The sequence below is a fragment of the Sanguibacter suarezii NBRC 16159 genome, assembly GCF_001552735.1.
Lineage (GTDB): Bacteria > Actinomycetota > Actinomycetes > Actinomycetales > Cellulomonadaceae > Sanguibacter > Sanguibacter suarezii.
The window spans coordinates 227115-252862 of sequence record NZ_BCRT01000015.1; the positions used below are offsets into that span (position 1 = coordinate 227115).

Sequence of the window (25748 nt, forward strand, 5' to 3'; positions counted from 1 at the left end):
GGGAGCGGGTGTACTTTGTCAGGCTGGTCGAGCCCTGATCAGGCCTTCTTGGCCAGGAGCGGCTTGCGGCTCTCCAGGACCTGGTCGACCAGACCGTACTCGACTGCCTGGTGAGCGCTGAGGATCTTGTCGCGCTCGATGTCCTTGCGGACCTGGGCCTCGTCGCGTCCGGTGTGCAGCGCGATCGTCCCCTCGAGCCACTCCCGCATGCGGATGAGCTCGTTGGCCTGGATCTCGATGTCGGAGGCCTGGGCGTAGCCGCCACCCTCCATCGCAGGCTGGTGGATGAGCACGCGGGCGTTGGGCAGCGCCAGACGCTTGCCCGGCGCACCGGCCGCGAGCAGGACAGCTGCAGCCGAGGCCGCCTGTCCCAGGCACACGGTCTGGATCTGCGACGTGACGTACTGCATCGTGTCGTAGATCGCGGTCATCGCGGTGAAGGAACCACCGGGTGAGTTGATGTACAGGATGATGTCGCGGTTCGGCTCGAGGCTCTCGAGCACGAGCAGCTGGGCCATGACGTCGTCGGCGGAGGCGTCGTCGACCTGGACCCCGAGGAAGATGATGCGGTCCTCGAAGAGCTTGTTGTACGGGTCCTGGCGCTTGAAGCCGTAGGCCGTGCGCTCCTCGAACTGGGGAAGGACGTACCGCGACTGGGGTGCGCCGTAGGGCAGCGCACGTCCGCCGGCGCCGGCAAGGCGCTGCGCGGTCGAGATGAACTGGGACTCAATGCTCATGGGGATACTCCTCGAACTCAACAGGGGGCGTGCGGCGGACTCAGGAGCTGATCGTGCCGCCGCCGCCGGGGACCGACCCCGCGTGCGTCACGACGCGGTCGATGAACCCGTACTCGAGGGCCTCGGACGCGGTGAACCACCGGTCGCGGTCAGAGTCGGTGGTGATCTGCTCGGTGGTCTTGCCGGTCTGCTCAGCGATGAGCTCGGCGAGCACACGCTTCATGTGCAGGATGAGCTCGGCGTTGATCCGGACGTCGGTTGCCGTCCCACCCACACCGCCGGAGGGCTGGTGCATCATGACGCGGGCGTGCGGGGTCGCGTAGCGCTTGCCCTTGGCACCCGAGGAGAGCAGGAACTGCCCCATCGACGCCGCCATGCCCATCGCCACGGTCGCGACGTCGGGCTGGATGAACTGCATGGTGTCGTAGATCGCCATGCCCGCGGTGATGGATCCACCGGGAGAGTTGATGTAGAGGAAGATGTCCTTGTCAGGGTCCTCCGCTGCGAGGAGCATCATCTGGGCACAGATGGCGTTCGCGTTGTCGTCGCGCACCTCGGAGCCGAGCCAGATGATGCGCTCCTTGAGGAGCCGGTTGTAGATGCTGTCATTCAATCCAAGGCCGGCTACGTCACCGCGTGCTGCCATTGGCATCTGCTCGTTCACGCCATCTCCTTCGTACTCCATGCTCAACCTTGCGTTGCAGTGACCCTAACGCGCCACGTGCCGGAGTTTCGTCCCTGAACTGTGCTGTTTCGCTTTGGGCGCACATACCCGCCCGCCCCCGGACACGGACGGCCCCGCCTCCACAGGGGAGACGGGGCCGTCCGATCAGCGGTTCAGCAGGAGCAGAAGGTCAGGCCTTCTCGTCCGTGGCGACCTCGGCCGACTCCTCGACCTCGACGGTCTCAGCAGCGTCGTCCGCGGGAACCTCAGCGGCTCCGGCAGCCTCGACGGCTGCGTCGTCCTCGTCCGAGCCGATGAACTCGGACAGGTCGACGGTGTTGCCCTCGCCGTCGACGACCTCGACCTGGCGCAGCGCCACGGCGAGGGCCTTGGAACGAGCGACCTCGCCGACCATCGCGGGGATCTGGCCGTTCTCGTCGATCGTCTTGATGAAGGTGTTCGGGTCCATGCCGTACTGGCGGCTCGCGTTGACGAGGTAGTCCAGCAGCTCGTTCTGACCGACCTTGATGGCCAGCTTCTCAGCCAGGGTGTCCAGGACGATCTGGTTCTTCAGAGCGGTCTGGGTCTCGGCGAGGACCTCGGCGCGGTGCACCTCGTCCTCCAGGCGTCCCTCACCCTCGAGGTGACGGACGATCTCGGCCTCGACGACGCCCGCGGGCAGCGGGACCTCAGTCTTGGTGAGCTCGGCCAGCAGCTGGTCGCGGGCCTGGACGGCCTGGTTGGACTGCTTGATGTTGGCGGCCTGCTCGCGCAGGTCGTCGGTGAGCTCGGCGAGGGTGTCGAACTCGCTCGCCAGCTGGGCGAACTCGTCGTCGGCCTCGGGCAGGTCGCGCTGCTTGACGGTGGTCGCGACGACCGTGATGTCAGCGTCCTTGCCCTCGTGCTCGCCGCCCGCGAGGGGGGCGGTGAAGGTCGTGGTCTCGCCGGCGGACAGACCGGTCAGCGCCTCGTCCAGGCCCTCGAGCATGTTGCCCGAGCCGATCTGGTAGGAGATGCCGGAGACGGTGTCGACCTCTTCGCCGTCGACCTTGGCCGTCATGTCGAGGACGACGAAGTCGCCCTCGGCTGCCGGGCGGTCCACGCCCACGAGGGTGCCGAAGCGCTCACGCAGGGCGTCCAGGCGAGCCTGGACGTCCTCGTCGGTGACGGTGACGTCGTCGACGGTGACCTTGATGGAGGACAGCTCGGGGAGCTCGACCTCGGGGCGGACCTCGACCTCGGCGGTGAAGTGCAGCTCGCCGTCGGTGCCCTCGAGGTCGGGGACCTTGATGACCTGGACGTCAGGCTGGCCGAGGGGGCGGATGTCGGTCTCGTTCACTGCCTGGCGGTAGAAGCCGGACAGGGACTCGTTGATGGCGTGCTCAAGAACCGCACCGCGGCCGACTCGCTGGTCGACGATGCGTGCAGGCACCTTGCCCTTGCGGAATCCGGGGACGGAAATCTGCTCGGCGATGTGCTTGTACGCGTGATCGATGCTCGGCTTGAGCTCGTCGTACTCCACCTCGACGGTCAGCTTGACCTTGGTCGGGTCCAGGGTCTCGACGGCGCTCTTCACTTCGATGATCTCCAACTTGCTCGACGGCATGCCGATGACCCGGCACGGACACTGCTAGAAGTTCTCGGGGGTTCCCGGGACGCCGTCTCAGTCGAGACGACCTCGCCCACGGGTCACACTCGCCCATGAGTAACCAGTAGATGGTACGCCACACAGCGTAGTCGTCGACAGCGGTCGGCACGAGGGGCGAGCAGGTGACCGGTACGGTCACCGGGGCCTTGGCCGCTGCGGGGCTGTCACGGCGGAAGGCCCGGGCGCGAGTCGAGTTCTCCAGCGCGCGGGCCTTCCACTGCGAGTCGGGGTGACAGGATTTGAACCTGCGACCTTCCGGTCCCAAACCGGACGCGCTACCAACCTGCGCCACACCCCGTTTGCCCCGCGTTGTACCCACCCGTCGGGTGAGCACTCGGGCAAGCATAGTAGGAAGTTCTCGGTGCCGGGAACCACCAAAACCTTTGCTAGGGTGTTCCAGCAGGTTCTTTCCAGGACCCCTGCGACGTGGTCGGCATCGTCCACATCGTCGCAGATCGGGAGAATCCAGCGCGGGCGTAGCTTAGTGGTAAAGCCTCAGTCTTCCAAACTGATGATGCGAGTTCGATTCTCGTCGCCCGCTCCACGCATGACAGCAGTGCACGAGCACTCACGAGCCAGGTCAGAGGACACGTTCTCTGACCTGGCTCGAGTGCTTTCCAGGCCCCGTTGCTGCCGCCCGAGCGATCCACCACCACACCAACCCATGGCCGTCGATGGCACAAACACTGTCAGCACTTGACGATCTCTTGACAAAAGTCGATGCTGTACCGCATGACGATCATGACCAGCCTCGCCGAGCGCCGGACCGACATGCATGCCCGGGTCCCCCACGTGCGCCGTCGCGCCACCGTCGCGACAGTGCGCCTCCGCCTGCTCGACGGCGCTGCGCCCGGCGGTCAGCTCTCCGGGGCGGTCCGCCACGCGGTCGAGGCCCATGGCTCGTTGACCTCCGCCCAGCGCCTGTCCCTCACGGCGCAGTCGGACCTCCCGCGTCTGTACACCCCGGTCGAGGCGGACACCCTCACCCACGCTCTCCTCGCCGCTGGCGCTCGTGTCGCCGCCGTGACCGGCGCCTGACCGCTCGCGGTCCACCATCGTCGCTGCTCACAGCGTCCAGCCCGCAGACGCATCGTTGCACCTTCCCCGCACTGTGGATACAGTCAATGGTGCAGCCCTCGCGCTGCCCTCCCGCACCTGACCGGTGCGAAGGTCAGGACCACCAGGGAAGGACGCGCAGTGAGCACCCAGGCCACGACCTCGATCAGCCGCTTCGTCGCGTCGTCGTGCCCGGTGTCCTGTCAGTGTCTCTAGAGCGTTGACCCGTTCCGGCACCTGCCGACCGTCAATGCTCCACACCCCCGCGTCCTCGCGCTGAGCCACCCCCTTCCTCTGCCCCACGGCACCCCTGCACCTGTGCACCTGTGCACCGTCGCCCGGGAAGGCCGTCCGGTCAGTCGCGCGGACCGTCCTCATCGCACCCGCCGTCTCTCACGGCACGCTTCTCCCCCGTCACGGCCGCACCGGCCACTCTCTGAGAACAGGACTCCACTCATGGCACGGATCTACGACGACGTCACCAAGCTCGTGGGCAACACCCCGCTCGTGCGCCTCAACCGGCTCGCCGAGGGCGTGGGTGCCACGGTCGTCGCCAAGCTCGAGTACTACAACCCGGCCAACTCGGTCAAGGACCGCATCGGCGTCGCGATCATCGACGCCGCCGAGGCGTCCGGCGACCTCAAGCCGGGCGGCACCATCGTCGAGGCCACCTCCGGCAACACCGGCATCGCGCTCGCCTTCGTCGGCGCGGCGCGCGGCTACAACGTCGTGCTGACCATGCCGGAGACCATGTCCAAGGAGCGGCGTGCGCTGCTGCGCGCCTACGGCGCCGAGCTCATCCTCACCCCGGGCTCTGAGGGCATGAAGGGTGCCGTGAACAAGGCGAACGAGATCGCCGCCGAGCGCCCGGGCGCCATCCTGGCCCGCCAGTTCGCCAACGAGGCCAACCCCGCCGCGCACCGCGCCGGCACCGCCGAGGAGATCTGGGCGGACACCGACGGCGAGATCGACATCTTCGTCGCCGGCATCGGCACCGGTGGCACCATCACCGGAGTCGGCCAGGTGCTCAAGGAGCGCAAGCCGAGCGTGCAGATCATCGCCGTCGAGCCGGCCGAGTCCCCGATCCTCAACGGCGGCGCCCCCGGCCCGCACAAGATCCAGGGTCTGGGCGCGAACTTCGTCCCCGAGATCCTCGACACCACCGTCTACGACGAGGTCTTCGACGTCGACGCCGACACCTCGGTCGAGTACGCGCGCCGCGCAGCCAAGGAAGAGGGCCTGCTCGTGGGCATCTCCTCGGGCGCCGCCATCTACGCGGCCCTGGAGATCGGCAAGCGCCCGGAGAACGAGGGCAAGCTCATCGTCGTGGTCGTCCCGTCCTTCGGCGAGCGCTACCTCACCTCCATCCTCTACGCGGACCTGCTCGACTAGTCCCACCCGGCGGGCGCCGCTGCCGAGCGGCGCCCGCACCACCGCAGCACACCGCAGCACACAGAAGCACCGCACCACCTCGCCGTCCCCCACCGAAGGACCCACCTCGCATGTCTGGCCCGATCGACGCTTGGCAGCTGCTCCAGGAGGACCTTCAGGTCGCCCGGAACCGCGATCCCGCAGCGCGCAGCTCCCTCGAGGTCGCGCTGCTCTACCCAGGCGTCCACGCGGTGTGGGCGCACCGCCTGGCCCACCGGATGTGGCGCCACCCCGGGCTGCGGCTCGGGGCGCGGATCGTGTCCCAGCTGGCCCGGTCGGCCACCGGGATCGAGATCCACCCCGCGGCGACCGTGGGACGCCGGTTGTTCATCGACCACGGGATGGGCGTGGTGATCGGTGAGACCGCGGTCATCGGCGACGACGTCACGCTCTTCCACAGCACCACCCTGGGCGGCCGGTCGATGACGCACGGCAAGCGCCACCCGACGCTGGGCAACCGGGTCGTGGTCGGGGCGGGAGCCAAGGTGCTCGGCGCCGTGTGGGTGGGCGACGACGCCCAGATCGGCGCGAACGCCGTCGTGGTCAAGGACGTCCCCGAGGGCGCCGTCGCCGTCGGGGTGCCGGCGAAGATCAAGTCCCGTCCACAGTCCTCCCCCACGGTCGAGCACTGCGAAGACCCCGCCATCTTCATCTAGTCCCTCCCTCAGCACGCATGACGACGCGGGCCCGGTGCACAGCGCACCGGGCCCGCGTCGTCGCTCCTGCGGCCTCATCGCGCACGCTGGCCTCAGCACGCCCGCTACTTGTACTAGTTGCAGTAGAACAACTACAGTAAGCCCATGCTCTTCCGTATCGACCCCGCCGCCTCCGAGCCGCTCTTTGCGCAGCTCGCGAGCCAGGTCCGCCTCGCCGCAGCCCGCGGGGACCTGCGCTCCGGGGAGCGGCTGCCTGCTGCCCGGGACCTCGCCGAGTCCCTCGACCTCAACGTCCACACGGTGCTGCGCGCCTACCAGGACCTGCGGGACGAGGGCCTGATCGACCTGCGGCGCGGCCGCGGCGCCGTCGTCACCGACCGCGCGGAGGCCGACTACGCCGGCCTCCGGGCGGCGCTGGCCGTCGTCGCGCAGGAGGCCCGAGCCCTGCAGCTCTCTCCCGAGACCACCCTCGCCCTGCTCAAGGAGACCCTCGCATGACCCGCCCCACCACACCCTCCCCGTCCGCGCACCGCCTGTCCTCAGCGCTGCTCGGGCTCGTCCTGCCGCTGGTCATCCTCGCGGGGGCCGCAGCTCTCGCGTGGTCCTGGAAGGACGCGCTGCCCGATCCGGTCGCCACGCACTGGGGCTCCGACGGCGTCGACGGCTTCTCCAGCCTGGCCGGCGCTCTCGCTGGCGCGACCGGCATCGGAGCCGGCGTCGTCGTCCTGCTGTGGGCCCTGTCCTGGCGCGCGGGCTCGGCGACCTCCGCGCGGCGGATGCTCAACGCCACCACCACATGGGTCGCGGCGCTGCTGGCGGTCGTCCTGCTCGGCTCCCTGCACCTGCAGAAGGGCCTGACCGACGCGAGCGAGGTCGGCGGGATCGGCGCGGTCATGGCCGCGGCCTTCGCGATCGCCACCGTCGTCGCCGCCGTGGTCTACGTGCTCACCCCGTCCGGCCAGCACGCACCCGGCGCCGTCGCCGTCCCGGACGACGCGACCCGCCTGCCCCTGGGTGAGGACGAGCGTGCCGTGTGGTTCCAGCGGGCCCGCGGTGGCCCGGGCATCGTCGTCGGGTTCGTCGCCGCCGCTGCCACGGCGGTCTCCGCCGCTGCCACCGGGGACTGGTGGATGCTCCTGGTCACGGCGGGCCTCGTGGTGCTCGTGGCAGCCATGTTCAGCTGGGTCGTGCGGGTGGACGAGGCCGGCCTGCGCGTGCGGTCCGCCATCGGCGTCCCCCGCACCACCATCCCCCTCGCCCAGGTGGTCCTCGCCAGCGCGACCACGGTGCGCTGCTTCGCCGAGTTCGGCGGCTGGGGCTGGCGCACGGCGCGGGACGGACGCACCGGGATCCTGCTGCGCTCGGGCGAGGCCCTGGAGGTCACCCGCACCGACGGCAGCGTCTTCGTGGTCACGATCGACGACGCCGAGACCGCGGCATCGCTGCTCAACACGCTCGCCGACCGCGTCCGCCCGTCCGCACCGGTCGAGTAGGCTCGCTCCCCCAGGGCGGGGACCACGACGGTCCCGGCCACAGCCTCGACGACGAGGAGAACCATGCGCTTCGGACTGCACACCGGATACTGGTCAGCCGGTCCCCCGACCGGGATCGCCGAGACCGTCCAGGCCGCCGACGACCTGGGGATCGACTCCGTCTGGACGGCTGAGGCCTACGGCTCCGACGCCCTGACCCCCCTCGCCTGGTGGGGGGCACGCACCCAGCGGATCCGGCTGGGCACCGCCGTCATGCAGATGTCCGCTCGGACCCCCACGGCCGCCGCCATGGCCGCGCTCACCCTGGACCACCTCTCCGGCGGCCGGTTCATCATGGGCCTGGGCGTCTCCGGCCCGCAGGTGGTCGAGGGCTGGTACGGCCAGCCCTACGCCCGTCCGCTCGCCCGCACCCGGGAGTACGTGGACATCGTGCGTCAGGTGCTGCGCCGGGAGGCGCCGGTCACCTACGACGGCGCGTCCTACCAGCTGCCCCTGAGCCCCGAGCGCGGGGGCGGCGGCCTGGGCAAGGCCCTGCGCTCCACGGTCCACCCGCTGCGCACCGACCTGCCCATCCACCTGGCCGCCGAGGGCCCCAAGAACATCGCCCTGGCCGCTGAGATCGCCGACGGCTGGCTCCCGCTCTTCTACTCCCCGCGCCTGGACGACGAGTTCCGCACGCTGCTCGACGACGGCTTCGCGCGGCGCTCCCCCGCGCTGTCCGCTGCGGCCGACTTCGAGGTGTCAGCGACCGTCCCCGTCGTGGTGGGCGACGACGCCGAGCGTGCCGCCGACACGATCCGCCCCTTCCTCGCCCTGTACATCGGCGGGATGGGGGCCAAGGGCGCGAACTTCCACCGCAACGCCGTCGACCGGCTGGGGTACTCCGAGGTCTGCGACGAGGTGCAGGCGCACTTCCTCGCCGGCGACAAGGACCGCGCCGCCGCAGCGATCCCGCTCGAGCTCGTCGACGACGTCGCACTCGTGGGCCCGACCGAGAAGATCGCCCGCGGCCTGGCCGCGTGGTCCCAGACCGCGGTGACCACGCTCATCGTCCAAGGCGACCCGCGCACGCTCGAGACCCTGACCTCGGTGCCCGCCGAGCTCTAGCCCAGAGCCTCGGGACCCTGCCTGACGCGCGCCGCGCCGAGTGCCACCCGCGCGCCGTCGGGCGAGAGCGGGCAACCCTCCCGGCGCAACCGGTCCAGGGCGAGCGACCGCTTGTGAGCGGGCGGGTAGCCGGACGCGTTGACCACCCGCCACCACGGGAGGCCGCCACCCATCTGCCGGAGCACCGTGCCGACCTGACGCGGACCGCCACGACCCAGCACCTGCCCGACGACCTCGGCGACGTCGCCGTAGGTCATCACCCTCCCCGCCGGGATGGCCTCGACCACGTCGAGGACCCGCTCGCGATATTCCTCGTCCACGACACCACCCTAGGGTCTCCTCGCAGGTGACGGGCGGGAAAGAAGTGGTCAGGGCGGCACCGGACGGGGATCATGGGGCCATGACGTTCCCCGACGGCTACCGCCTCATCCCCCTTCCCCAGTCCCGCCACGCCGACCTGCTCGACCTCGACTCGTGGTCCTTCCCGACGCCGCACTCCGTCGAGGACCTGCTCAAGCTCCCGTCCCCGCTGAGCTGGGACCGCACGGTGGCCGTCGTCTCCGAGGAGCCCGACGCACAGGCTGTGCCCATCGACGGCGCGGTCCCGGTCACCGAGACGGTGGTGGCCATCCACTCCTCCTACCCCTTCAGCCAGTTCCCCGTCCCCGGGGCGCAGATCCCCGTGGGCGGCCTCACCTGGGTCGGGGTGCACCCGCAGCACCGCCGCAAGGGGATCTTGTCGGCGATGATCGACGCCCACTTCCAGCACTGCATCGACCGCGGCGAGGCGGTCTCGGCCTTGTTCGCCGCCGAGGCCGGGATCTACTCCCGCTTCGGCTACGGCCAGGCCGCCAACGACCTGCGGGTCACGATCCCTCGCCGCGCCCCGCTGCGACCGGTCGAGGGCTCCGGCGACCTCACCCTGCGCCTGGAGAAGTACGACGCCGCCCGGCACAGCGACCTCGTCGCCGCCGTGCACGCCGAGGCCGGACGCCATCCCTCGCCCGCATCAGGGGTCAACCGCCCTGGCTGGGCCACCCGTGAGACCGCTGAGCTGCGCGCCACCTATGACGACGACCCAGCGATGTTCCGGGACGGGCGCGAGTCCCGCCGCATCGCGATCGTGGAGTCCGACGGCGAGCCTCGCGGCTACGCCACCTTCCGCCGCAAGGTCGACTGGCAGGTGCGCGGCCCGCGCGGCACCGTCGCCGCCGGGGAGGTCGTCGCCCTCGATGCGGCCGCGGCCCACCGGCTGTGGTCCACGCTGCTGGACCTCGACCTCTCCGACGAGCTCGAGCCGTTCCTGCTGCCCACCGACGACGCGATCATGTCGCTGCTCATCGACCCTCGCTCGGCCCAGCCTCGCATCGCCGACAACGTCTGGGTGCGCATCATCGACATCGCCGCGGCGCTGTCGGCGCGCCAGTACGCCACGGACATCGACGTCGTGCTGCAGGTCAGCGACGAGCGGCTGCCGGCGAACGCAGGGACCTGGCACCTGCGCGGCACCGGCTTCAGCGCCGCGACAGCGACTCCCACCACCCGGTCCCCTGACCTCAGCCTGTCGATCGCCGAGCTGTCGCGGGTCTACCTGGGCGGGTTCTCGCTCGCCAGCCTGGCCGCGGCCGGCCTGGTGACCGAGCACACCGAGGGCGCGCTGGCGGCAGCGTCCGCCGCCTTCGGGTGGCCGGTGGCTCCCGCCTGCAGCTGGGTCTTCTGAGGCGAGGGCCAGCGCCGGCTCAGCGTTGGCAGGTGGGGCACCAGAAGAGGTTGCGAGCGGCGAGCGGTGCCAGGGCCACCGGCGTGGAGCAGATGCGGCACGGCAGGCCGTCGCGCTGGTAGACGTAGAAGGAGTCCTCCCGCGCGACCGCCCCCGGCTCGGCGTCGGTGTTCTGCCGCGCCAGCCGGCGCCCGACGTCGGGCGTCGCCCCGCCGGCGCGGTCCTCGGGCCGGGTGGTGACGATCGCGCCGGTGCGCACGCCGTCGGCCATGAGCTCGGCGGTGTCCTGCCAGATCTCGCGGACCACCTCGCCCGGGACCGTGGTGCCGGGGGCGAGCGGAGCCTGCCCGGCCCGGAAGAGCACCTCGGCCCGGTAGATGTTGCCCACCCCGGCGATGACGTCCTGGTTCATGAGGAGGACGCCGATCGGAGACCGCGACCGGGCGACCGCGTCCACGAAGCGCTGCGGGTCGCTGTCGGGGCGCAGCGGGTCGGGCCCCAGACGGCGCTGGACCGCACGCGCCTCGGCGGTGCTGAGCACCTCGCAGGCGGTGGGCCCGGTGAGGTCGGCGCAGGCCCTCTCGGACTCCAGACGCACCCGCACCGCCCCGCGCGGGGCGGGTGGTTCCCAGTCGCCCAGGGTCACCGCTGCGGGCGCAGCACTCTCAGCGCCGCCACCGCCAGCAGCCGCCAGCACGGTCTCACGCTCCCCGACCCGCTTGCGCGGTGCCCCGATGGCGTGCACGACCGCGGTGGCCGGGTCCCCCGCGAAGGTCCAGGCCCCGTAGAGCCCCAGGTGGACCCGCAGCCACAGCAGGTCGTCCGGGTCGCCGTCGGGCGAGGCCGCGAAGCCGAGGAACATCTGCTTGCCGTAGGCCTCGCTGGCGACCAGCACCCGTGCGTCGAGCAGCGCCGCGCCGGCCGCGAAGCGACCCTGCGGGCTCGACAGACGCACCTGTGCACCAGCGAAGAGCTGCTCGAAGGTCTGGGCGAGGCGATGGACGGTGTGCCCCTCAGGCATACGTCAGCGAGCCGCCTCGTACGCGGCCAGCTGGTCGATGCGACGCTGGTGACGGGCGTCTCCGCTGAACGGCTCGGCCAGGAAGGCGTCGACGAAGGACGCCGCCTCGGCGAGGGTGTGCTGGCGGCCGCCGATCGCGATGACGTTGGCGTCGTTGTGCTGACGCCCCAGGCGGGCGGTGTCCAGGTTCCAGGCGAGCGCCGCGCGGACGCCGACCACCTTGTTCGCGGCGATCTGCTCGCCGTTGCCGGACCCGCCCAGCACCACCCCGAGGCTGCCGGGCTCGGCGACGACGGCCTCGCCCGCCGCGAAGCAGAAGGAGGGGTAGTCGTCGAGGGCGTCGTACTCGTGCGCACCGTGGTCGACGACGTCGTGGCCCGCGGTGGTCAGGTGCTCGACGAGGTACGTCTTGAGCTCGTAGCCGGCATGGTCGGAAGCAATGTGAACGCGCATGAGGTCAATGATGCCGCATCGCGCCGGGCGCCACCGCGCGCGCCGCCTCGTGGACCTCCCCGTCCCCGCGGCAGATCCGTCCGCACCGACTAGCCTGGGGCGATGACGACGCATGAGACCCACACACCCGCGGCCCGGTCCGGCATCTGGCTCGATCAGGTCGACCCGCAGACCCGTCCCCAGGACGATCTCTACCGCCACGTCAACGGGCGCTGGCTCGCCACGCACGAGATCCCGGCCGACCGGTCCTCCGACGGCGCCTTCCGCGCCCTCTACGACGAGGCCGAGACGCAGGTCCGGGCCATCATCGACGAGCTCGGCGGCGGTGAGGACCTCACCGGCGTCTCCGCCCAGATCGGCGGGCTCTACGCGAGCTTCATGGACACCGAGACGGTCGAGGCCGTCGGCCGCGGGCCGCTCGTCCCCGACCTGGCCCTGCTGGACACCGCCACGAGCGCCGCCGAGCTGACCGGCGTGCTCGGTGCGCTGCAGCGCACCGGCGGTGCCGGCGCCTTCGGCTTCTGGGTCGACAACGACGCCAAGGACCCCGAGAAGTACGTCGTGTACCTGTACCAGGCCGGCCTGGGCCTGCCCGACGAGTCCTACTACCGCGAGGACAAGTACGCCGAGACCCGCACGAGCTACCTGGCCCACGTCGCCCGGATGCTCACGCTGTCCGGCGTCGTGCACCCCGAGGCCGCCGAGGCCTCGGCCGAGCGCCTGCTCGCCCTGGAGACCGCGCTGGCCACCCACCACTGGGACGTGGTCGCCGACCGCGACTCCGAGCTCACGTACAACCCGATGACCCTCGCCGGGCTCGCCGAGGCGGCTCCCGGCTTCGACTGGTTCGCCTGGGCCTTCGCCGTGGGCGCCCCCGCCGGCTCCCTCGACGACGTCGTGGTCCGCGAGCCGGGCTTCTTCACCGGCTTCGCCGAGCTGTGGCAGTCGCTGCCGCTCGAGGACTGGAAGCTGTGGGCGATCTACCACCTCGTCACCGCCCGCGCCCCCTACCTGTCGACGGACTTCGTCGAGGCCAACTTCGACTTCTACGGCCGGACGCTGTCCGGGGCGCAGGAGGTCCGCGACCGCTGGAAGCGCGGCGTGTCACTGGTGGAGGGCGCTCTCGGTGAGGCGGTCGGCGAGGTGTACGTCGCCCGGCACTTCCCCCCGGCCCACAAGGAGCGCATGGACGTGCTCGTGGCCAACCTCATCACGGCCTACCGCGAGTCGATCACCCACCTGGACTGGATGGGCCAGGAGACCAAGGTCAAGGCGCTGGCCAAGCTGGCGGCCTTCACCCCGAAGGTCGGCTACCCGGTGAAGTGGCGCGACTACTCCGCGCTGACCATCGACCCGCGCGACCTCGTGGGCAACGTCCGCCGGTCCAACGCCTTCGACCAGGACCGCGAGCTGGCCAAGATCGGCAAGCCGATCGACCGCGACGAGTGGCACATGACCCCTCAGACGGTCAACGCCTACTACAACCCCTCGATGAACGAGATCGTCTTCCCCGCCGCGATCCTGCAGCCCCCGTTCTTCGACCCCGAGGCCGAGGAAGCCGCGAACTACGGCGGCATCGGCGCGGTCATCGGCCACGAGATCGGTCACGGCTTCGACGACCAGGGCTCCAAGTACGACGGCGCCGGTCGCCTGGAGGACTGGTGGACCAGCTCCGACCGGGCGGAGTTCGACAAGCGCACCCGTGCGCTCATCGACCAGTACGACGCCTTCCACCCCGCCCAGCTCGACGCCGACCACCCGGTCAACGGCGCGCTGACGATCGGGGAGAACATCGGTGACCTGGGCGGTCTGTCGATCGCCCTCAAGGCCTACCAGATCGCCCTCGGCACGGACCTCGCCTCAGCCCCTGTGGTCGACGGCCTCACCGGCGCGGAGCGGGTGTTCTTGTCCTGGGCGCAGGTGTGGCAGACGAAGATGCGTGACGAGGCGATGATCCAGCGCCTGGCCACCGACCCGCACTCGCCCGCGGAGTTCCGCTGCAACGGCGTGGTGCGCAACCTCGACGAGTTCCACACCACGTACAACGTGGGACCGCAGGACGCCTTGTACCTCGCCCCCGAGGACCGCGTGCGGATCTGGTGATCTGAGCACGCGGCCGGGAGGTCACAGGCGCGTGACGCCGGCACGGGCCAGGGTGAACCCCTGGCCCGTGTTGGTGTTGGAGCACGTCATCCCGGCCTCGGTGCTCTCGCACTCGAAGTTGTTCACCGCGACGGCGTCGCCGTAGGCGAGCACGGGGACCTCTGCGGCAGCCTTGGCGGGCTTGTCGCTCACGCACGGGGTGCTCACCCCGGAGGTGCTCAGGGACACGACGTAGCCGGTGACACCCTCGCAGCCGTCGGCGGCGACCGGCTCTGCCGCGAGGGTGGCGATCGCGCACTCCGCGCCCTCGGGCGTCAGGGTGCAGGTGATGTTCCCCGACGGGGAGGCGACCTGCTTGGCGTCCGCGCTCAGCGAGGCCGACGGGCTGGGTGCGGGGGTGGCCTTGTCCGAGGGCTCCGCGCCGGGGGTGGTCGAGCTGCTCGCCGAGGAGGACGCCGACGTCTCCTCGGAGGCTGGCGAACCGTCAGAGCTCATGGCGATGCCCAGAGCGATGGCAGCGATGACGAGCAGGACGTCGAGGACGATGAAGGCGATGATCGCCGGCGGCAGGCCGCGGCGTCCAGACGTGCCAGGGGTCCTCGACGGTGGGGTGGTGCCAGTCATACGGTCTTCCTCCGGTGCTCTCGGTTCACGGAGCAGCATGCCATGCCGCTCCCGCCGCGACCGAACCCGAGCACGACCGAGCGACCCGCCGGGTCAGGTCCGCCGGATCGTGGAGACCGCCTCGCCGGAGCGCCACGTCGTGATGACCAGCGCACCCCCGTCGTCGGCGACCTCGGTCAGCGTGACGGCCTGGAGCCGGAGAAAGAACAGGTGCAACGGCTGCGGGACGTCGTTGGCGGCGAGGAAGGCGTCCAGCACGGCTCCCTCACCCACCTCCACGACCAGACCGCTGACCTTCGCGTCGCCGCCACGCATCGTCCCGTCCCCGGGGTTGGAGTGCAGCGCGAAGCGGGGGTCGGCGCGCAGGTCCTCGGCCTTGCGGGCGCCGAGCATGGACCCCAGCCACAGCTCCTCCCCCCACCAGCCGACCTCGGTCCCGCTGACCCGTGGGGCACCGGAGGCGGTGAGCGTGGCGAGGACGTGGTGGGTGTGGGCGGTGAACCGCGCCGCGACGCGGTCGGTGAGCTCGGTCGCCTGCCGTGCCGCCTCGGCCCACGCCACCGGCGGGCCCGAGGGGGCACGCCGGACCGTGCGACCCAGGGTGATCGGGATGCCGCTCACTCGAAGACCGGGCCCTGCGTCCGGGTGCGCTTGAGCTCGAAGAAGCCCGGGGTGCCAGCCACCAGGACGCACCCGTCCCAGAGACGACCGGCGGCCTCCCCGCGCGGGGCGGGGGTCACCACGGGACCGAAGAAGGCGACGCCGTTGAAGGACACCACGGGGGTCCCCACGTCTTCGCCGACCCGGGAGATCCCGTCCTGGTGGGAGGCGCGGAGCTCGGTGTCGTAGCGGTCAGAGGTCGCGTAGGCCGCGAGCTCGGTCGAGAGCCCGACCTCCTCGAGCGCCTCCACGAGCACCGCGTCGATGTCGCTGCGCCCACCCGGGTGGATCCGGGTGCCGATCGCGTCGTAGAGCGGCTTGACGACGTCGTCGCCGTGCTCGATGCGGGCGGCGGTGATCACCCGGACCGGACCCCAGCCCGCGTCCAGCATCTCGCGGTACTCCTGCGGGAGGTCTCGGCCCTCGTTGAGCACCGACAGGCTCATGACGTGCCAGCGCACGCGGATGTCGCGGACGGTCTCCACCTCGCCGATCCAGCGGGAGGTCATCCATGCCCAGGGGCAGATGGGGTCGAACCAGAAGTCGGCCACGTCCAGGGTGGTACCGGCGTCGGCGGCGGTCTCAGCAGCGAGGGAGGTCATGGTGCTCCAAGGGTGGGCTCTCCGGGCGGCGGGCGGCCCGTGCGGAAGAGGATGGTTCGCACCCTTCCTAACGTGCACGGACGATGCTTCATTCCAGGTCGAGGCGGCTATCTCACCATGGTGGCGGCCCACCCGTGAAATGATCGACGTGGGCCGCATCAGGCCCGACCACCAGGTGACGGGTCACTCGCTGCGCGCTCACAAGCCGCGGCCGACCTGCGCCGCAGAGCCGAGGAGGCGTCCGTGCCCGGAGAGAACCTGACCCGTACCGAAGCGAGAGAGCGCGCTGGCGTCGTCTCCGTCAGCTCCTACGAGGTCGCGCTCGACCTCACGACCGGACCGGAGACCTTCGCCTCGACCACCGTGGTGACCTTCACCGCCGAGCCCGGGGCGAGCACCTTCATCGACCTGGTGGCGCCCACCGTGCACGAGGTCACCCTCAACGGCGTGAGCCTGGACCCCGCCGACGTCTTCGCCGACTCCCGGATCCAGCTCGACTCCCTCGCTGAGTCCAACGTCCTGCGCGTGGTGGCCGACGCCGCCTACACGAACTCCGGTGAAGGACTGCACCGCTTCGTCGACCCCGTCGACGACGAGGTCTACCTGTACTCCCAGTTCGAGGTCCCCGACGCACGTCGCGTCTACGCCGCCTTCGAGCAGCCCGACCTCAAGGCGACGTTCCAGCTCACCGTGACCGCGCCGGCCGCGTGGCACGTCGTCTCCAACTCCCCCACCCCCGAGCCGGTGCCGGCCGGGGAGGGCACCGCGACGTGGACCTTCGAGCCCACCCCGCGCATCTCGACCTACATCACCGCGATCGTCGCCGGCCCGTACGTGGTCGAGCGGTCCGAGCTGACCAGCAGCGACGGCCGGGTCATCCCGCTCGGGCTGTTCGTGCGCGCCTCCCTCGCCGAGCACCTCGACGCGGAGTACATCTTCGACACCACGCGCAAGGGCTTCGCCTTCTACGAGGAGAAGTTCAACTACCCCTACCCCTTCGCCAAGTACGACCAGCTCTTCGTGCCGGAGTTCAACGCCGGGGCGATGGAGAACGCGGGCTGCGTGACCTTCACCGAGACCTACGTCTTCCGGTCCAAGGTCACCGACGCCATCAAGGAGCGCCGGGTCGTGACGATCCTGCACGAGCTCGCGCACATGTGGTTCGGCGACCTGGTGACCATGCGCTGGTGGAACGACCTGTGGCTCAACGAGTCCTTCGCCGAGTGGGCCTCCACCCTGGCTACCGCCGAGGCCACCGAGTGGCACGGGGCGTGGACCACCTTCGCCGCGATGGAGAAGTCCTGGGCCTACCGCCAGGACCAGCTGCCCTCGACCCACCCGATCGTCGCCACGATCAACGACCTCGAGGACGTCCAGGTCAACTTCGACGGGATCACCTACGCCAAGGGCGGGTCGGTCCTCAAGCAGCTCGTGGCATGGGTGGGCATCGACGCGTTCATGGCCGGTGTGGCCCAGTACTTCGCCAAGCACGAGTACGGCAACACCGAGCTCGTGGACCTGCTCACCGAGCTCGAGGCGACCAGCGGTCGTGAGCTGGGCACGTGGTCGCAGCTGTGGCTGGAGACCGCCGGCGTCAACACCCTGCGCCCCCAGATCACGGTCGACGAGGCCGGGGTCATCACCGACTTCGCGGTGCTGCAGAGCGCCGTCGCGGAGTACCCCACCCTGCGCCCGCACCGCCTGGCGATCGGCTTCTACGACGTCGACGCCTCCGGCGCGCTGGTGCGCACCCACCGTCACGAGCTCGACGTCGACGGGGAGTCCACCTCGGTCCCCGAGCTCGTCGGGCGGACCCGCCCCGCGCTGGTCCTCATCAACGACGACGACCTGGCCTACGCCAAGATCCGCCTGGACGACGCCTCCCTCGAGGTCGCGATCGAGCACCTGGCAGCCATCGCCGACCCCTTGGCCCGGTCCCTGGTCTGGGGCTCGGTCTGGGACGCGACGCGCGACGGCGAGATGCCGGCCAGCGACTACGTGCGCCTCGTCCTGGGCAACATCGCCACCGAGACGGAGTCGACGACGATCCGCACCACGCTCGCCCAGCTCGCCCTCGCGGCGCGCAGCTACGTGGCGCCGGCCCGCCGGGCCGAGACCGTCGCCCAGGTGGGTGACGGCCTGTGGGCCCTGGCCCAGCAGGCCGAGGCCGGCTCGGACGCCCAGTTCCAGTTCGTCAAGTACTTCGCGAACGTGGCCAGCACCGACGAGCACGCCCGCGTGCTGCGCGCGCTCCTCGACGGCGACGTGACCCTGGACGGCCTGACCATCGACACCGACCTGCGCTGGGAGCTGCTCGAGGGCCTCGTGCTGCGCGACGCCGCCACGCAGGACGAGGTCGACGCCGCTCTGGAGGCTGACAACACCTCCAACGGTCAGCAGTCGGCGGCGCGGGCCACCGCGGCCCACCCGACGTCGACCGCCAAGCTCGCTGCCTTCGCGTCCCTGGTGGGCGACGACAGCGTGCCCAACGCGATCGTGCGTGCCACGACCATGGGATACGGGCACGTCAACGACCCGTCCTCGCTCGCAGACGTCGTCGAGCCGTACTTCGCGGCGATCGAGGGCATCTGGGCAGACCGGAGCTACCACATCGCCGAGACGATCGTGGAGGGCCTGTTCCCGGCCGCGCTGGCCGACGAGCGCCTGCGCGACGCCGCGCAGTCGTGGCTGGACTCCCACCCCGACGCCGCGCCCGCCCTGCGCCGGCTCATCGTGGAGAGCCTGGCCGGGGTCGAGCGCGCGCTGCGCGCCCAGGAGGTCGACGCCCGGGCCTGACCGCAGTCGGCCTGAACGCACGCACGGCAGGGCCGGTGGTGGGGACTCCCCATCCCCGGCCCTGCCGTTCGTCAGGCGCGCTCGCCCCGCGGCCCCGCCGGGCTCAGACCAGCCGGCTCCCCGCTGAGGCGGACCCCAGCCAGGTGTGCGGGTTGCGGTCCCAGCACCAGCCGAGCTTGGGCGCCTTCTGGCTGATCCAGACGGCCGGGACGCGCTGGTCACCGCGGCGGCTGCCGAGCAGCGAGAAGCACTTGTTCGTGCGGAGCATGTCGGGGCGCTGGGTGACCAGCGCGATCCCCTCGGCGATGGTCAGCGGGGTGCGCCCCCGCCCGCGGATCACCCCGAGCGCCGTCTCGGGGGTGACGTTGCACAGCTCGCTGCCGGTGTCGATGTCGGTGAGCAGGTATGCGGTCACCGGGCCACCGGCGTCGGGCACCTCCAGGCCGTCGATCGGGCGGTAGCCGGGCAGCTCCTCGGGGGTGAGCATGAGCGTGGCCGGGCGGGTGCCCAGCCGCATCTGGGCGGCCGCCTCGGCGAGCGGCAGGCTACCGGCGACGACGAGCACGAAGGGGACGTAGTCCTCGGGGGTGGTCACCGTGGACGACACGGGCAGCCCGCTGCCCGCCGGTGCCAGGTCGAGGGACCCGACCCCATCGGCCAGCGGCGCGAGGGCCTCGACGAAGGCCTCCGGCTCGATCCCCAGCATCGCTGGATAGCCGCGCTCGAGCAGGACCTCCACCTGGCGGGAGAGCTCAGCGGCAGCAGCGCCAGTGGCGCCCTGACCAGGCTGAGTTCCTGAGGTCGCAGCGGACGGGGTGGCGACGGAAGCAGACATGGGTCCTCCTCGGCATGAGCAGCTCGTGGACAGGAACCAACGCCTGAGCGCCCTCGGCTATTCCTCAATCGGTCGCCGGCGCCCTTCCCGGCAATCCGTGACCGCCTGCGTCAGGCCGAGAAACCGAGCTGACGCAGCCGCTTGCGGTCCTTGAGCGAGGAGCTCGCCTGCAGGGCCAGCAGCTCGGAGTAGATCCCTCCGCTGACCGCCAGCTCCTCGGGGGTGCCCACCTCGTCCACCCGGCCGTCGCGCAGCGTGACGATCGTGTCGACCGCGGAGATGGTCGAGAGCCGGTGGGCGATGATGATCGACGTGCGGTCGACCATGAGCTCCTCCAGCCCGGCCTGGACCAACCGCTCGGACTTGGTGTCCAGCGCAGACGTCGCCTCGTCCAGCACGAGGACCGGTGCGTCCTTGATCATCGCGCGGGCCACCGCGATGCGCTGCTTCTGCCCACCGGACAGCTTCAGCCCGCGCTCACCGATCGTCGTGTCGTACCCGCCGGCGAAGGCGGAGACGAAGTCGTGCGCGTGCGCCCGGGTCGCTGCCTCGACGATCTCGGCGTCGGTCGCGTCGTCGCGCCCGTAGGCGATGTTCTCCCGGATGGTCCCCGAGAACAGCGACGCCTCCTGGAAGACCACCGCGACCTGGCGTCGCAGCTCGTCGAGCGGCACGTCAGCGACGTCACGCCCGGCCACCCGCAAGGTCCCCGACGTCGGCCGGTAGAAGCCGAGCAGGAGGCTGACCAGCGTCGTCTTGCCGCCGCCGCTCTCGCTGACCAGGGCCACCCGCTCGCCCTTGTGCACCGTGAAGGACACGTCCCGCAGCACCTCAACGCCCTCGTCGTAGGCGAAGGACACGTGGTTCAGCTCCACCACCGGCGCGCCGTCGGGCACCGAGACCTCGGCTCCGGGAGCCGCGCCGGTCCGGGGCGGTGCGGCGGCGACCACGACGGCGTCGCCGGCGGCCACGGAGTCGCGCTCCTCGGCGGAGGTCGCCTGCGTCACCGGTGCGGGCGGCGCGGCGATCTCCGCGTCCGCGACGAGCAGCAGCGGCTCGTCACGGTCGGCCGGCTCAGCCATGACCGCGAAGTAGTCCTTCGACCCGGCGACGGCCCGCTGGGCGGTGTCGATGAGGTAGCTCATCATCGTCACCGGCGCCTTGGCCATCGCCACGAGCTGGATGAGCAGGACCATGTCTCCCACGGAGAAGGTGCCCCGGGCGGTGCTGACGAAGAGGATGACGTAGATGGCGAAGAACACCACGTCGAGGAAGCCGCGGCGGATCGCGTCCATGACGTGCCAGTAGCGCGACTGCCCACGCGTGGTCCCCACGGTCCGCGCGAAGCGCCCCGCGAAGAGGGACAGCTCGCGACGCTCGGCGGTGAAGCTCTTGACGACGTTGATCTGGCCGACCACCTCGGCGAACCGGCCTCCGGCGAGGTCCACCTGCTCGTTCTTCTCCCCCTCCATGACCTGCCACTTCTTGCTGGTCATGGCGGTCAGCCCGACGTACACCGGGAAGACGAGGGCGAGCAGCAGGGCGAGCGGCCAGGAGTAGCTGGCCGAGATGACCAGGACCGCGAGGACGGTCAGCAGCATCGGGAAGAAGTTGTTGGCGAAGTTGTTGAGGAAGCCGGTGGTCTCGGTGATCGACCGGGTCAGCCGGCTGATGATCGATCCGGTCACCTGGTCGTCGAAGTACCGTTGCGGCAGGCCGAGCAGCTTGGCGAAGTACCGGGTGGACAGGATCTGACGCATCCGGGCGGCCATGACGTCACCGAGGTACCCGCCGATGTTCGCCACGGTGGAGCTGACCAGGTCAGCGACCAGCAGCGCGACCGCCAGCCATACGACCGTGGTGATGACGCCGTCGTCCGCTGCGCCCTGAACCACGTCCACGACCGTGTCGATGGCCGCCTTGAGCACGAAGGGAGTGACCAGGCTGGCCGCCGTCGCGATGAGGGAGCAGACGACGATCCCCACGTAGAACGGCCAGAGCACGCGGGTGGCGCGCAGGATCGAGACAAGGCTCCGCACAGTTCTCCTCCGATGGTGACGACCCTCTATCTTCCCCCATCGTCACGGCTCCAGGGACGAGCGGGCGGGGCGCAGGGGCGCTGGCAGAGGTGCGTCAGCCGCGGGTCAGGAGGGCTGGCCGTCCTCGTTCATGACAGCCGCCAAGGACCGCAGGCGAGCGTTGTCGAGGAGGTCCTCGATGAGCACGACGTTCCCGCTGGAGTCTCCCAGCGGGACCTTCCAGTTCGGGTACTCCTGGTCGGTCCCGGGCTGGTTCTGCGCCCGCCGCTCCCCCACCGCGTCCGCGAGCGAGACGCCGAGCAGCACCGCGGGCGTGCCCATGATGTAGCGGTGCAGCGCCTCGACGAGCTCGCGCTCGGACGGGTCGTCACCGATCAGGCCACGGGTCGCCAGGGCGAGGATCATCTGGTCCCGCTCCCGGCGCGCCTGCTGACGCACGATCTGGACCGGGTCGGAGAGCAGGCCCAGCCGGTCGCGCAGCTCGACGTGCTCACCGGCGAGGTAGCCGGCCGAGGGCGGCAGGTCGTGGGTGGTCACGGTCGTCAACGACAGCGTCCGGAAGTGCTCGGGTGCGAGCGGGCGCCCGTCGGGCTCCTTCTCGAACCACAGGATCGACGTGCCCAGGATGCCGCGCTCGGTGAGGTAGTCGCGCACCCACGGCTCGACGACGCCGAGGTCCTCACCGATGACGATCGCATCGGCGCGGTGGGCTTCCAGGCACAGGATGCCGATGAGCGCCTCGTGGTCGTAGCGCACGTAGACGCCCTCGTCGGCCCCGTTGCCCGCCGGGATCCACCACAGCCGGAACAGCCCGATGACGTGGTCGATGCGCAGCGCACCGGCGTGCCGCAGGACGGTGCGCAGCAGGTCACGGTAGGCGGCATAGCCGGTGCGGGCCAGCTCCTCGGGGTGCCACGGGGGCTGGGACCAGTTCTGTCCCTGCTGGTTGTACATGTCCGGGGGCGCGCCCACCCCGATGTCCTGTGCCAGGACCCCGGCCAGCGCCCACGCGTCCGCGCCGTCAGGGTGCACGCCCACGGCGAGGTCGTGCATGATCCCGATGGACATCCCGCCCTCGAGGGCCGAGCGCTGGGCCTGCTCGAGCTGGACGTCGGCGACCCACTGCAGCCAGCAGTGGAAGTCGATCTGCTGGGCCAGCTCCGCGCGCAGCGCGGCGGTCTCCGGGCTGGTGACGTCGCGCAGCGCGGCCGGCCAGGTCTGGCCGACGAAGTGCTCGGTGAAGGCGCACCAGGCGGCGAAGTCTTCCAGGCCCCGGCCCTGGGAGGCGCGGAAGTCCTCGAAGGCCGTCTGACGGGCCGCGGAGCGCGGAGCCTCGAAGACGACCTGCAGGGCTGCCTTCTTGGCGTCCCAGGCCGCGTCCCGGTCGATGGGTCCGGGGTCGGTGCTCAGCTCGCGCACGCCCTCGGCGGACCACTCGACGATGGAGCGGTCGGCGGCTGAGAGGTAGGCCGTCTCGCGGATGTCCTCCACGCGCAGGTACAGCGGGTTGATGAAGCGCCGGCTCACCGGCAGGTACGGCGAGGGGGTCATCGGGGTGGTCGGCTCGGCGGCCGCCACCGGGTTGATGAGCAAGAAGTCCGCGCCGAGGGTCTTCCCCCCGATCCACGCCAGGTCGGCGAGGTCGGCGAAGTCGCCCACCCCCCAGGACTGCCGGGAGCGGACGGAGTACAGCTGGGCCATGAGGCCCCAGGACTGGTGCCCGGCGACCTCGGCAGGCAGCTCGAGCCGTTCCGGGGTGACCGCGAGCGTCGCCCGGGACTGTCCGTCCGGGGTGAGTGCGCGGATCTCGTGCCAGCCGAGCGGCAGGGTCCGCGGCACCTCGAACATCGCTCGCCCGATGGTGCGCCCGTCGACCGTGCGCGGTTCGGTGTACAGGTCGATCTGGTGCAGGTCGATGCGGCCGCCGTGGTCTTCCAGCTCGATCCACACCTCGACCGGCATGCCGTCGGTGACGTGCACCGGGAACTTCTGGGACTGGCCCTCGCGGAGCACCAGGGTGGCGGGGAGCATCCGGCGCCAGGGAGCGTCCACGACGCTCGCGAGGGCGACGTCGATGCGCTCCGGGGTGCTCGCGTCGACGCCGAGCGCGGCGAGCACCGCGACGAGGGTCTGGGCGGAGGCGGTGAGGTGGTCGCCGTGGAAGCCGTAGTGGTCGGGCGAGACACCATACGCACGCGCGAGGTCGATCAGCGCAGGTGAGGGCGATACGTGCTCAGCAGGGTCCACGAGTGAATCTTGCCAGAGAGCGCACCGATGAGCAGCAGCGGGCACCGGCGCGGCGAAACCTGGGAGTGTGATCTTGGTTCGCTCGGTACCCTTCCCCCATGCACTTCTTCGCCGCCACCACCGATGAGTTCGACGTGACCAGCGCCCGCTCCTGGCTCACCTGGTTCACCGGGACTCCGCTGCGACTCCTGGTCATCGTCCTCATCGGGGTGGTCGCCCTCCTCATCGTGCGGCGTCTGGTCAACACCCTGACCGAGCACCTGGCCGAGGGCACCCTGCTCAACCGGCGCGGGCTGCGCGAGCTCGGCGGGACCGACGTCGGCGCCGCGCTGCTGCGCGCCAACCCTCTGGCCACCGCCCGGCGTGCCCAGCGCGCCCGGACCATCGGCTCCGTGCTGCGCTCGACGGCCACCCTCGTGATCGGCTCGATCGTGGTGCTCATGGTCCTCGCCGAGGTCGGGATGAACATCGCGCCGCTGCTGGCCTCGGCCGGTGTGGTGGGTGTGGCGCTCGGCTTCGGTGCCCAGAGCCTCGTCCGCGACTTCTTGTCGGGCATGTTCCTGCTGCTGGAGGACCAGTACGGGGTCGGGGACACCATCACCGTGGGCGACGTCTCGGGGACCGTCGAGGCGGTCGCGCTGCGGATCACGAAGATCCGCGACGACTCCGGCACCCTGTGGTTCATCCGCAACGGCGAGATCCTCAAGGTGGGCAACCGCACCCAGGGCTGGTCCCGCGCGGTGGTCGACGTCGAGCTGGCCTCCAGCACCGACCTCACCCAGGCGCGCGCTGCTCTGGCCCGCGCCGGGGAGCGCGTCAAGGCTGACCCCGTCCTGGCGGGCTACCTGCTGGAGGACCCGCAGGTGGTGGGGATCGAGTCCCTCGCGGCCGGGTCGGTGCTGCTCAAGGTCCAGGTCCGCACCAACCCCGCCATGCAGTGGGACGTCGCGCGGGCGCTGCGGGAGGCCGTGCGCCTCGAGCTCGGCACAGCGGACATCCAGCTGGCCTGACTCCCCGGCTAGGTCAGGAGGGGCTGCGCCACTCCAGCAGCGGGTCGCCGCGACGCACCGTCGCACCGGGGGCCACGAGCGCGGTCACCTGCGCCGCGTCGCCTTGCAGCGCGACCACCGGGCACACGGTCGCCAGGCCGGCCGCGGAGACCGCGGACGGGTCCCAGCTGAGCACGTGCTGCCCGACGACGACCTCCTCGCCCACGGCGACGAGCACCTCGAAGCCCGCGCCCTTGAGCGTGACGGTGTCGATGCCCAGGTGGACGAGCACCGTGCGGGAGTCAGGCGTCTGGAGGGCGAAGGCGTGCGGGAAGAGCGAGGCGACCGTCCCCGAGACGGGGGCGACGACCACGCCGTCCACGGCTCCCTCGGCCAGCGGCTCGATGGCCAGGCCGGGGCCCACGATCTCCTGGGCGAAGACCGGGTCGGGGACGTCGGCCATGGCCACGACCTGCCCGGAGACAGGAGCGACCATGCTCATCACCGTGGGCGGACCCACGGGAGGAGCATGGTCGCGATCCTTCGACTCAGACACGAACGGCCCGGTCAGCGCAGATCAGCGCTCAGCGCAGGGCGTCGAGCTCTGCGGCGAGGTTGTCCGCCTCGGGTCCGACGATGACCTGGACGACCTTGCCGGAGCGAACCACACCGAAGGCGCCAGTTGCCTTGAGGTCGGTCTCGCTGACGAGGTCCGGGTTGGTCACCTCGACCCGCAGACGGGTGATGCAGGGCTCGAGGTCAACGACGTTGGCCTGTCCGCCGAGGGCAGCGAGGATCTGCTGTGCCTTGCTCATAAAGGAAAACTCCTGGTCTGGAGAGCTGTCGATCGGGTACTAGGTCCTAGAG

24 protein-coding genes and 2 tRNA genes are annotated in these 25748 nt (G+C 70.8%); 11 read left to right on the plus strand and 15 right to left on the minus strand.

Annotated features, from left to right (window positions below):
- Nucleotides 1-38: 38 nt before the first annotated feature.
- From SS2_RS10290 to SS2_RS10305, 4 genes are all read right to left on the minus strand, one after another.
- Nucleotides 39-737 (minus strand): ATP-dependent Clp protease proteolytic subunit, encoded by a 699-nt coding sequence (locus SS2_RS10290; protein ID WP_066463708.1) that lies wholly within the window; start codon nt 735-737, stop codon nt 39-41.
- 40 nt (nt 738-777) lie between these two features.
- Nucleotides 778-1401, minus strand: a complete 624-nt coding sequence (locus SS2_RS10295) for an ATP-dependent Clp protease proteolytic subunit (protein WP_066463714.1) — start codon at nt 1399-1401, stop codon at nt 778-780.
- A gap of 190 nt (nt 1402-1591) precedes the next feature.
- Nucleotides 1592-2977: a trigger factor gene (gene tig, locus SS2_RS10300; protein ID WP_066463894.1), complete on the minus strand. Its 1386-nt coding sequence runs from the start codon at nt 2975-2977 to the stop codon at nt 1592-1594.
- Between the two features lie 296 nt (nt 2978-3273).
- Nucleotides 3274-3347, minus strand: a tRNA-Pro gene (locus SS2_RS10305).
- 172 nt (nt 3348-3519) lie between these two features.
- Here SS2_RS10305 and SS2_RS10310 point away from each other — a divergent pair.
- The 7 genes from SS2_RS10310 to SS2_RS10340 all read left to right on the plus strand — a co-directional run bounded on the left by SS2_RS10310 (nt 3520) and on the right by SS2_RS10340 (nt 8792).
- Nucleotides 3520-3593, plus strand: a tRNA-Gly gene (locus SS2_RS10310).
- Between the two features lie 188 nt (nt 3594-3781).
- Nucleotides 3782-4087: a hypothetical protein gene (locus tag SS2_RS10315; protein ID WP_157607287.1), complete on the plus strand. Its 306-nt coding sequence runs from the start codon at nt 3782-3784 to the stop codon at nt 4085-4087.
- Nucleotides 4088-4561: 474 nt separating this feature from the next.
- On the plus strand, nt 4562-5497 hold the full coding sequence (gene cysK, locus SS2_RS10320; RefSeq protein WP_066463718.1) for a cysteine synthase A: 936 nt from the start codon (nt 4562-4564) through the stop codon (nt 5495-5497).
- A gap of 110 nt (nt 5498-5607) precedes the next feature.
- Nucleotides 5608-6192, plus strand: a complete 585-nt coding sequence (epsC, locus tag SS2_RS10325) for a serine O-acetyltransferase EpsC (protein ID WP_066463719.1) — start codon at nt 5608-5610, stop codon at nt 6190-6192.
- A 144-nt stretch (nt 6193-6336) separates the two neighbouring features.
- Nucleotides 6337-6690 carry a GntR family transcriptional regulator gene (locus tag SS2_RS10330; protein WP_066463721.1) on the plus strand — a complete coding sequence of 118 codons (354 nt, stop codon included), beginning with the start codon at nt 6337-6339 and terminating at the stop codon, nt 6688-6690.
- Nucleotides 6687-7685, plus strand: coding sequence for an SdpI family protein (locus SS2_RS10335; RefSeq protein ID WP_066463723.1), 999 nt, complete (start codon nt 6687-6689; stop codon nt 7683-7685). Before SS2_RS10330 ends, SS2_RS10335 begins: the two co-directional genes overlap by 4 nt.
- 63 nt (nt 7686-7748) lie before the next feature.
- Entirely contained in the window at nt 7749-8792 is a 1044-nt protein-coding gene (locus SS2_RS10340; protein ID WP_066463725.1) for an LLM class F420-dependent oxidoreductase, read from the plus strand.
- On the opposite strand, the gene SS2_RS10345 is transcribed toward SS2_RS10340, so the two are convergent.
- Complete coding sequence (locus SS2_RS10345; protein WP_066463730.1) at nt 8789-9112, minus strand: MGMT family protein; 324 nt, start codon at nt 9110-9112, stop codon at nt 8789-8791. The genes SS2_RS10340 and SS2_RS10345 overlap by 4 nt on opposite strands.
- 80 nt (nt 9113-9192) lie before the next feature.
- Here SS2_RS10345 and SS2_RS10350 point away from each other — a divergent pair, with 80 nt between their 5' ends.
- Nucleotides 9193-10512 carry a GNAT family N-acetyltransferase gene (locus tag SS2_RS10350; protein ID WP_066463732.1) on the plus strand — a complete coding sequence of 440 codons (1320 nt, stop codon included), beginning with the start codon at nt 9193-9195 and terminating at the stop codon, nt 10510-10512.
- A gap of 19 nt (nt 10513-10531) precedes the next feature.
- Here the strand turns inward: SS2_RS10350 and SS2_RS10355 are convergent, their stop codons facing one another.
- Both SS2_RS10355 and SS2_RS10360 read right to left on the minus strand, forming a co-directional pair.
- Nucleotides 10532-11533, minus strand: coding sequence for an Fpg/Nei family DNA glycosylase (locus SS2_RS10355; RefSeq protein ID WP_066463733.1), 1002 nt, complete (start codon nt 11531-11533; stop codon nt 10532-10534).
- Between the two features lie 3 nt (nt 11534-11536).
- Nucleotides 11537-11986: a ribose-5-phosphate isomerase gene (locus SS2_RS10360; RefSeq protein ID WP_066463735.1), complete on the minus strand. Its 450-nt coding sequence runs from the start codon at nt 11984-11986 to the stop codon at nt 11537-11539.
- A 102-nt stretch (nt 11987-12088) separates the two neighbouring features.
- Here SS2_RS10360 and SS2_RS10365 point away from each other — a divergent pair, with 102 nt between their 5' ends.
- Nucleotides 12089-14089, plus strand: coding sequence for a M13 family metallopeptidase (locus SS2_RS10365; protein ID WP_066463737.1), 2001 nt, complete (start codon nt 12089-12091; stop codon nt 14087-14089).
- A 21-nt stretch (nt 14090-14110) separates the two neighbouring features.
- Here SS2_RS10365 and SS2_RS10370 read toward each other — a convergent pair whose 3' ends face one another.
- From SS2_RS10370 to SS2_RS10380, 3 genes are all read right to left on the minus strand, one after another.
- Nucleotides 14111-14713, minus strand: coding sequence for a DUF6636 domain-containing protein (locus SS2_RS10370; protein WP_066463738.1), 603 nt, complete (start codon nt 14711-14713; stop codon nt 14111-14113).
- Between the two features lie 93 nt (nt 14714-14806).
- Nucleotides 14807-15334, minus strand: coding sequence for a pyridoxamine 5'-phosphate oxidase family protein (locus tag SS2_RS10375; protein WP_217995590.1), 528 nt, complete (start codon nt 15332-15334; stop codon nt 14807-14809).
- Nucleotides 15331-15975 (minus strand): mycothiol-dependent nitroreductase Rv2466c family protein, encoded by a 645-nt coding sequence (locus SS2_RS10380; protein WP_066463740.1) that lies wholly within the window; start codon nt 15973-15975, stop codon nt 15331-15333. Before SS2_RS10380 ends, SS2_RS10375 begins: the two co-directional genes overlap by 4 nt.
- A 243-nt stretch (nt 15976-16218) precedes the next feature.
- Here SS2_RS10380 and pepN point away from each other — a divergent pair, with 243 nt between their 5' ends.
- On the plus strand, nt 16219-18771 hold the full coding sequence (gene pepN, locus SS2_RS10385; RefSeq protein WP_066463743.1) for an aminopeptidase N: 2553 nt from the start codon (nt 16219-16221) through the stop codon (nt 18769-18771).
- A gap of 103 nt (nt 18772-18874) precedes the next feature.
- Here the strand turns inward: pepN and SS2_RS10390 are convergent, their stop codons facing one another.
- From SS2_RS10390 to malQ, 3 genes are all read right to left on the minus strand, one after another.
- Complete coding sequence (locus tag SS2_RS10390; RefSeq protein ID WP_066463745.1) at nt 18875-19606, minus strand: DUF5701 family protein; 732 nt, start codon at nt 19604-19606, stop codon at nt 18875-18877.
- A gap of 110 nt (nt 19607-19716) precedes the next feature.
- Nucleotides 19717-21645 carry an ABC transporter ATP-binding protein gene (locus SS2_RS10395; RefSeq protein WP_066463747.1) on the minus strand — a complete coding sequence of 643 codons (1929 nt, stop codon included), beginning with the start codon at nt 21643-21645 and terminating at the stop codon, nt 19717-19719.
- 105 nt (nt 21646-21750) lie between these two features.
- Nucleotides 21751-23892 (minus strand): 4-alpha-glucanotransferase, encoded by a 2142-nt coding sequence (malQ, locus tag SS2_RS10400; RefSeq protein ID WP_066463750.1) that lies wholly within the window; start codon nt 23890-23892, stop codon nt 21751-21753.
- A 98-nt stretch (nt 23893-23990) separates the two neighbouring features.
- Between malQ and SS2_RS10405 the strand changes: the two genes are divergently transcribed.
- Entirely contained in the window at nt 23991-24902 is a 912-nt protein-coding gene (locus tag SS2_RS10405) for a mechanosensitive ion channel family protein (RefSeq protein ID WP_066463755.1), read from the plus strand.
- A gap of 13 nt (nt 24903-24915) precedes the next feature.
- Here SS2_RS10405 and SS2_RS10410 read toward each other — a convergent pair whose 3' ends face one another.
- Nucleotides 24916-25377, minus strand: coding sequence for a PTS sugar transporter subunit IIA (locus SS2_RS10410; RefSeq protein WP_245643505.1), 462 nt, complete (start codon nt 25375-25377; stop codon nt 24916-24918).
- A gap of 88 nt (nt 25378-25465) precedes the next feature.
- Nucleotides 25466-25696 carry a PTS sugar transporter subunit IIB gene (locus SS2_RS10415; protein WP_066463756.1) on the minus strand — a complete coding sequence of 77 codons (231 nt, stop codon included), beginning with the start codon at nt 25694-25696 and terminating at the stop codon, nt 25466-25468.
- Nucleotides 25697-25748 lie beyond the last annotated feature (52 nt).

Bases quoted from the DNA above. Each gene is read 5' to 3' on its own strand.
- SS2_RS10350 (WP_066463732.1), top strand. From the start codon at position 9,193: ATGACGTTCCCCGACGGCTACCGCCTCATCCCCCTTCCCCAGTCCCGC.
- SS2_RS10370 (WP_066463738.1), bottom strand. From the start codon at position 14,713: ATGACTGGCACCACCCCACCGTCGAGGACCCCTGGCACGTCTGGACGC.
- SS2_RS10290 (WP_066463708.1), bottom strand. From the start codon at position 737: ATGAGCATTGAGTCCCAGTTCATCTCGACCGCGCAGCGCCTTGCCGGC.
- SS2_RS10415 (WP_066463756.1), bottom strand. From the start codon at position 25,696: ATGAGCAAGGCACAGCAGATCCTCGCTGCCCTCGGCGGACAGGCCAAC.
- SS2_RS10405 (WP_066463755.1), top strand. From the start codon at position 23,991: ATGCACTTCTTCGCCGCCACCACCGATGAGTTCGACGTGACCAGCGCC.
- SS2_RS10355 (WP_066463733.1), bottom strand. From the start codon at position 11,533: ATGCCTGAGGGGCACACCGTCCATCGCCTCGCCCAGACCTTCGAGCAG.
- SS2_RS10360 (WP_066463735.1), bottom strand. From the start codon at position 11,986: ATGCGCGTTCACATTGCTTCCGACCATGCCGGCTACGAGCTCAAGACG.
- SS2_RS10340 (WP_066463725.1), top strand. From the start codon at position 7,749: ATGCGCTTCGGACTGCACACCGGATACTGGTCAGCCGGTCCCCCGACC.
- SS2_RS10365 (WP_066463737.1), top strand. From the start codon at position 12,089: ATGACGACGCATGAGACCCACACACCCGCGGCCCGGTCCGGCATCTGG.
- cysK (WP_066463718.1), top strand. From the start codon at position 4,562: ATGGCACGGATCTACGACGACGTCACCAAGCTCGTGGGCAACACCCCG.
- SS2_RS10410 (WP_245643505.1), bottom strand. From the start codon at position 25,377: ATGGTCGCTCCTGTCTCCGGGCAGGTCGTGGCCATGGCCGACGTCCCC.
- SS2_RS10315 (WP_157607287.1), top strand. From the start codon at position 3,782: ATGACGATCATGACCAGCCTCGCCGAGCGCCGGACCGACATGCATGCC.
- SS2_RS10380 (WP_066463740.1), bottom strand. From the start codon at position 15,975: ATGACCTCCCTCGCTGCTGAGACCGCCGCCGACGCCGGTACCACCCTG.
- epsC (WP_066463719.1), top strand. From the start codon at position 5,608: ATGTCTGGCCCGATCGACGCTTGGCAGCTGCTCCAGGAGGACCTTCAG.
- SS2_RS10390 (WP_066463745.1), bottom strand. From the start codon at position 19,606: ATGTCTGCTTCCGTCGCCACCCCGTCCGCTGCGACCTCAGGAACTCAG.
- SS2_RS10330 (WP_066463721.1), top strand. From the start codon at position 6,337: ATGCTCTTCCGTATCGACCCCGCCGCCTCCGAGCCGCTCTTTGCGCAG.
- SS2_RS10335 (WP_066463723.1), top strand. From the start codon at position 6,687: ATGACCCGCCCCACCACACCCTCCCCGTCCGCGCACCGCCTGTCCTCA.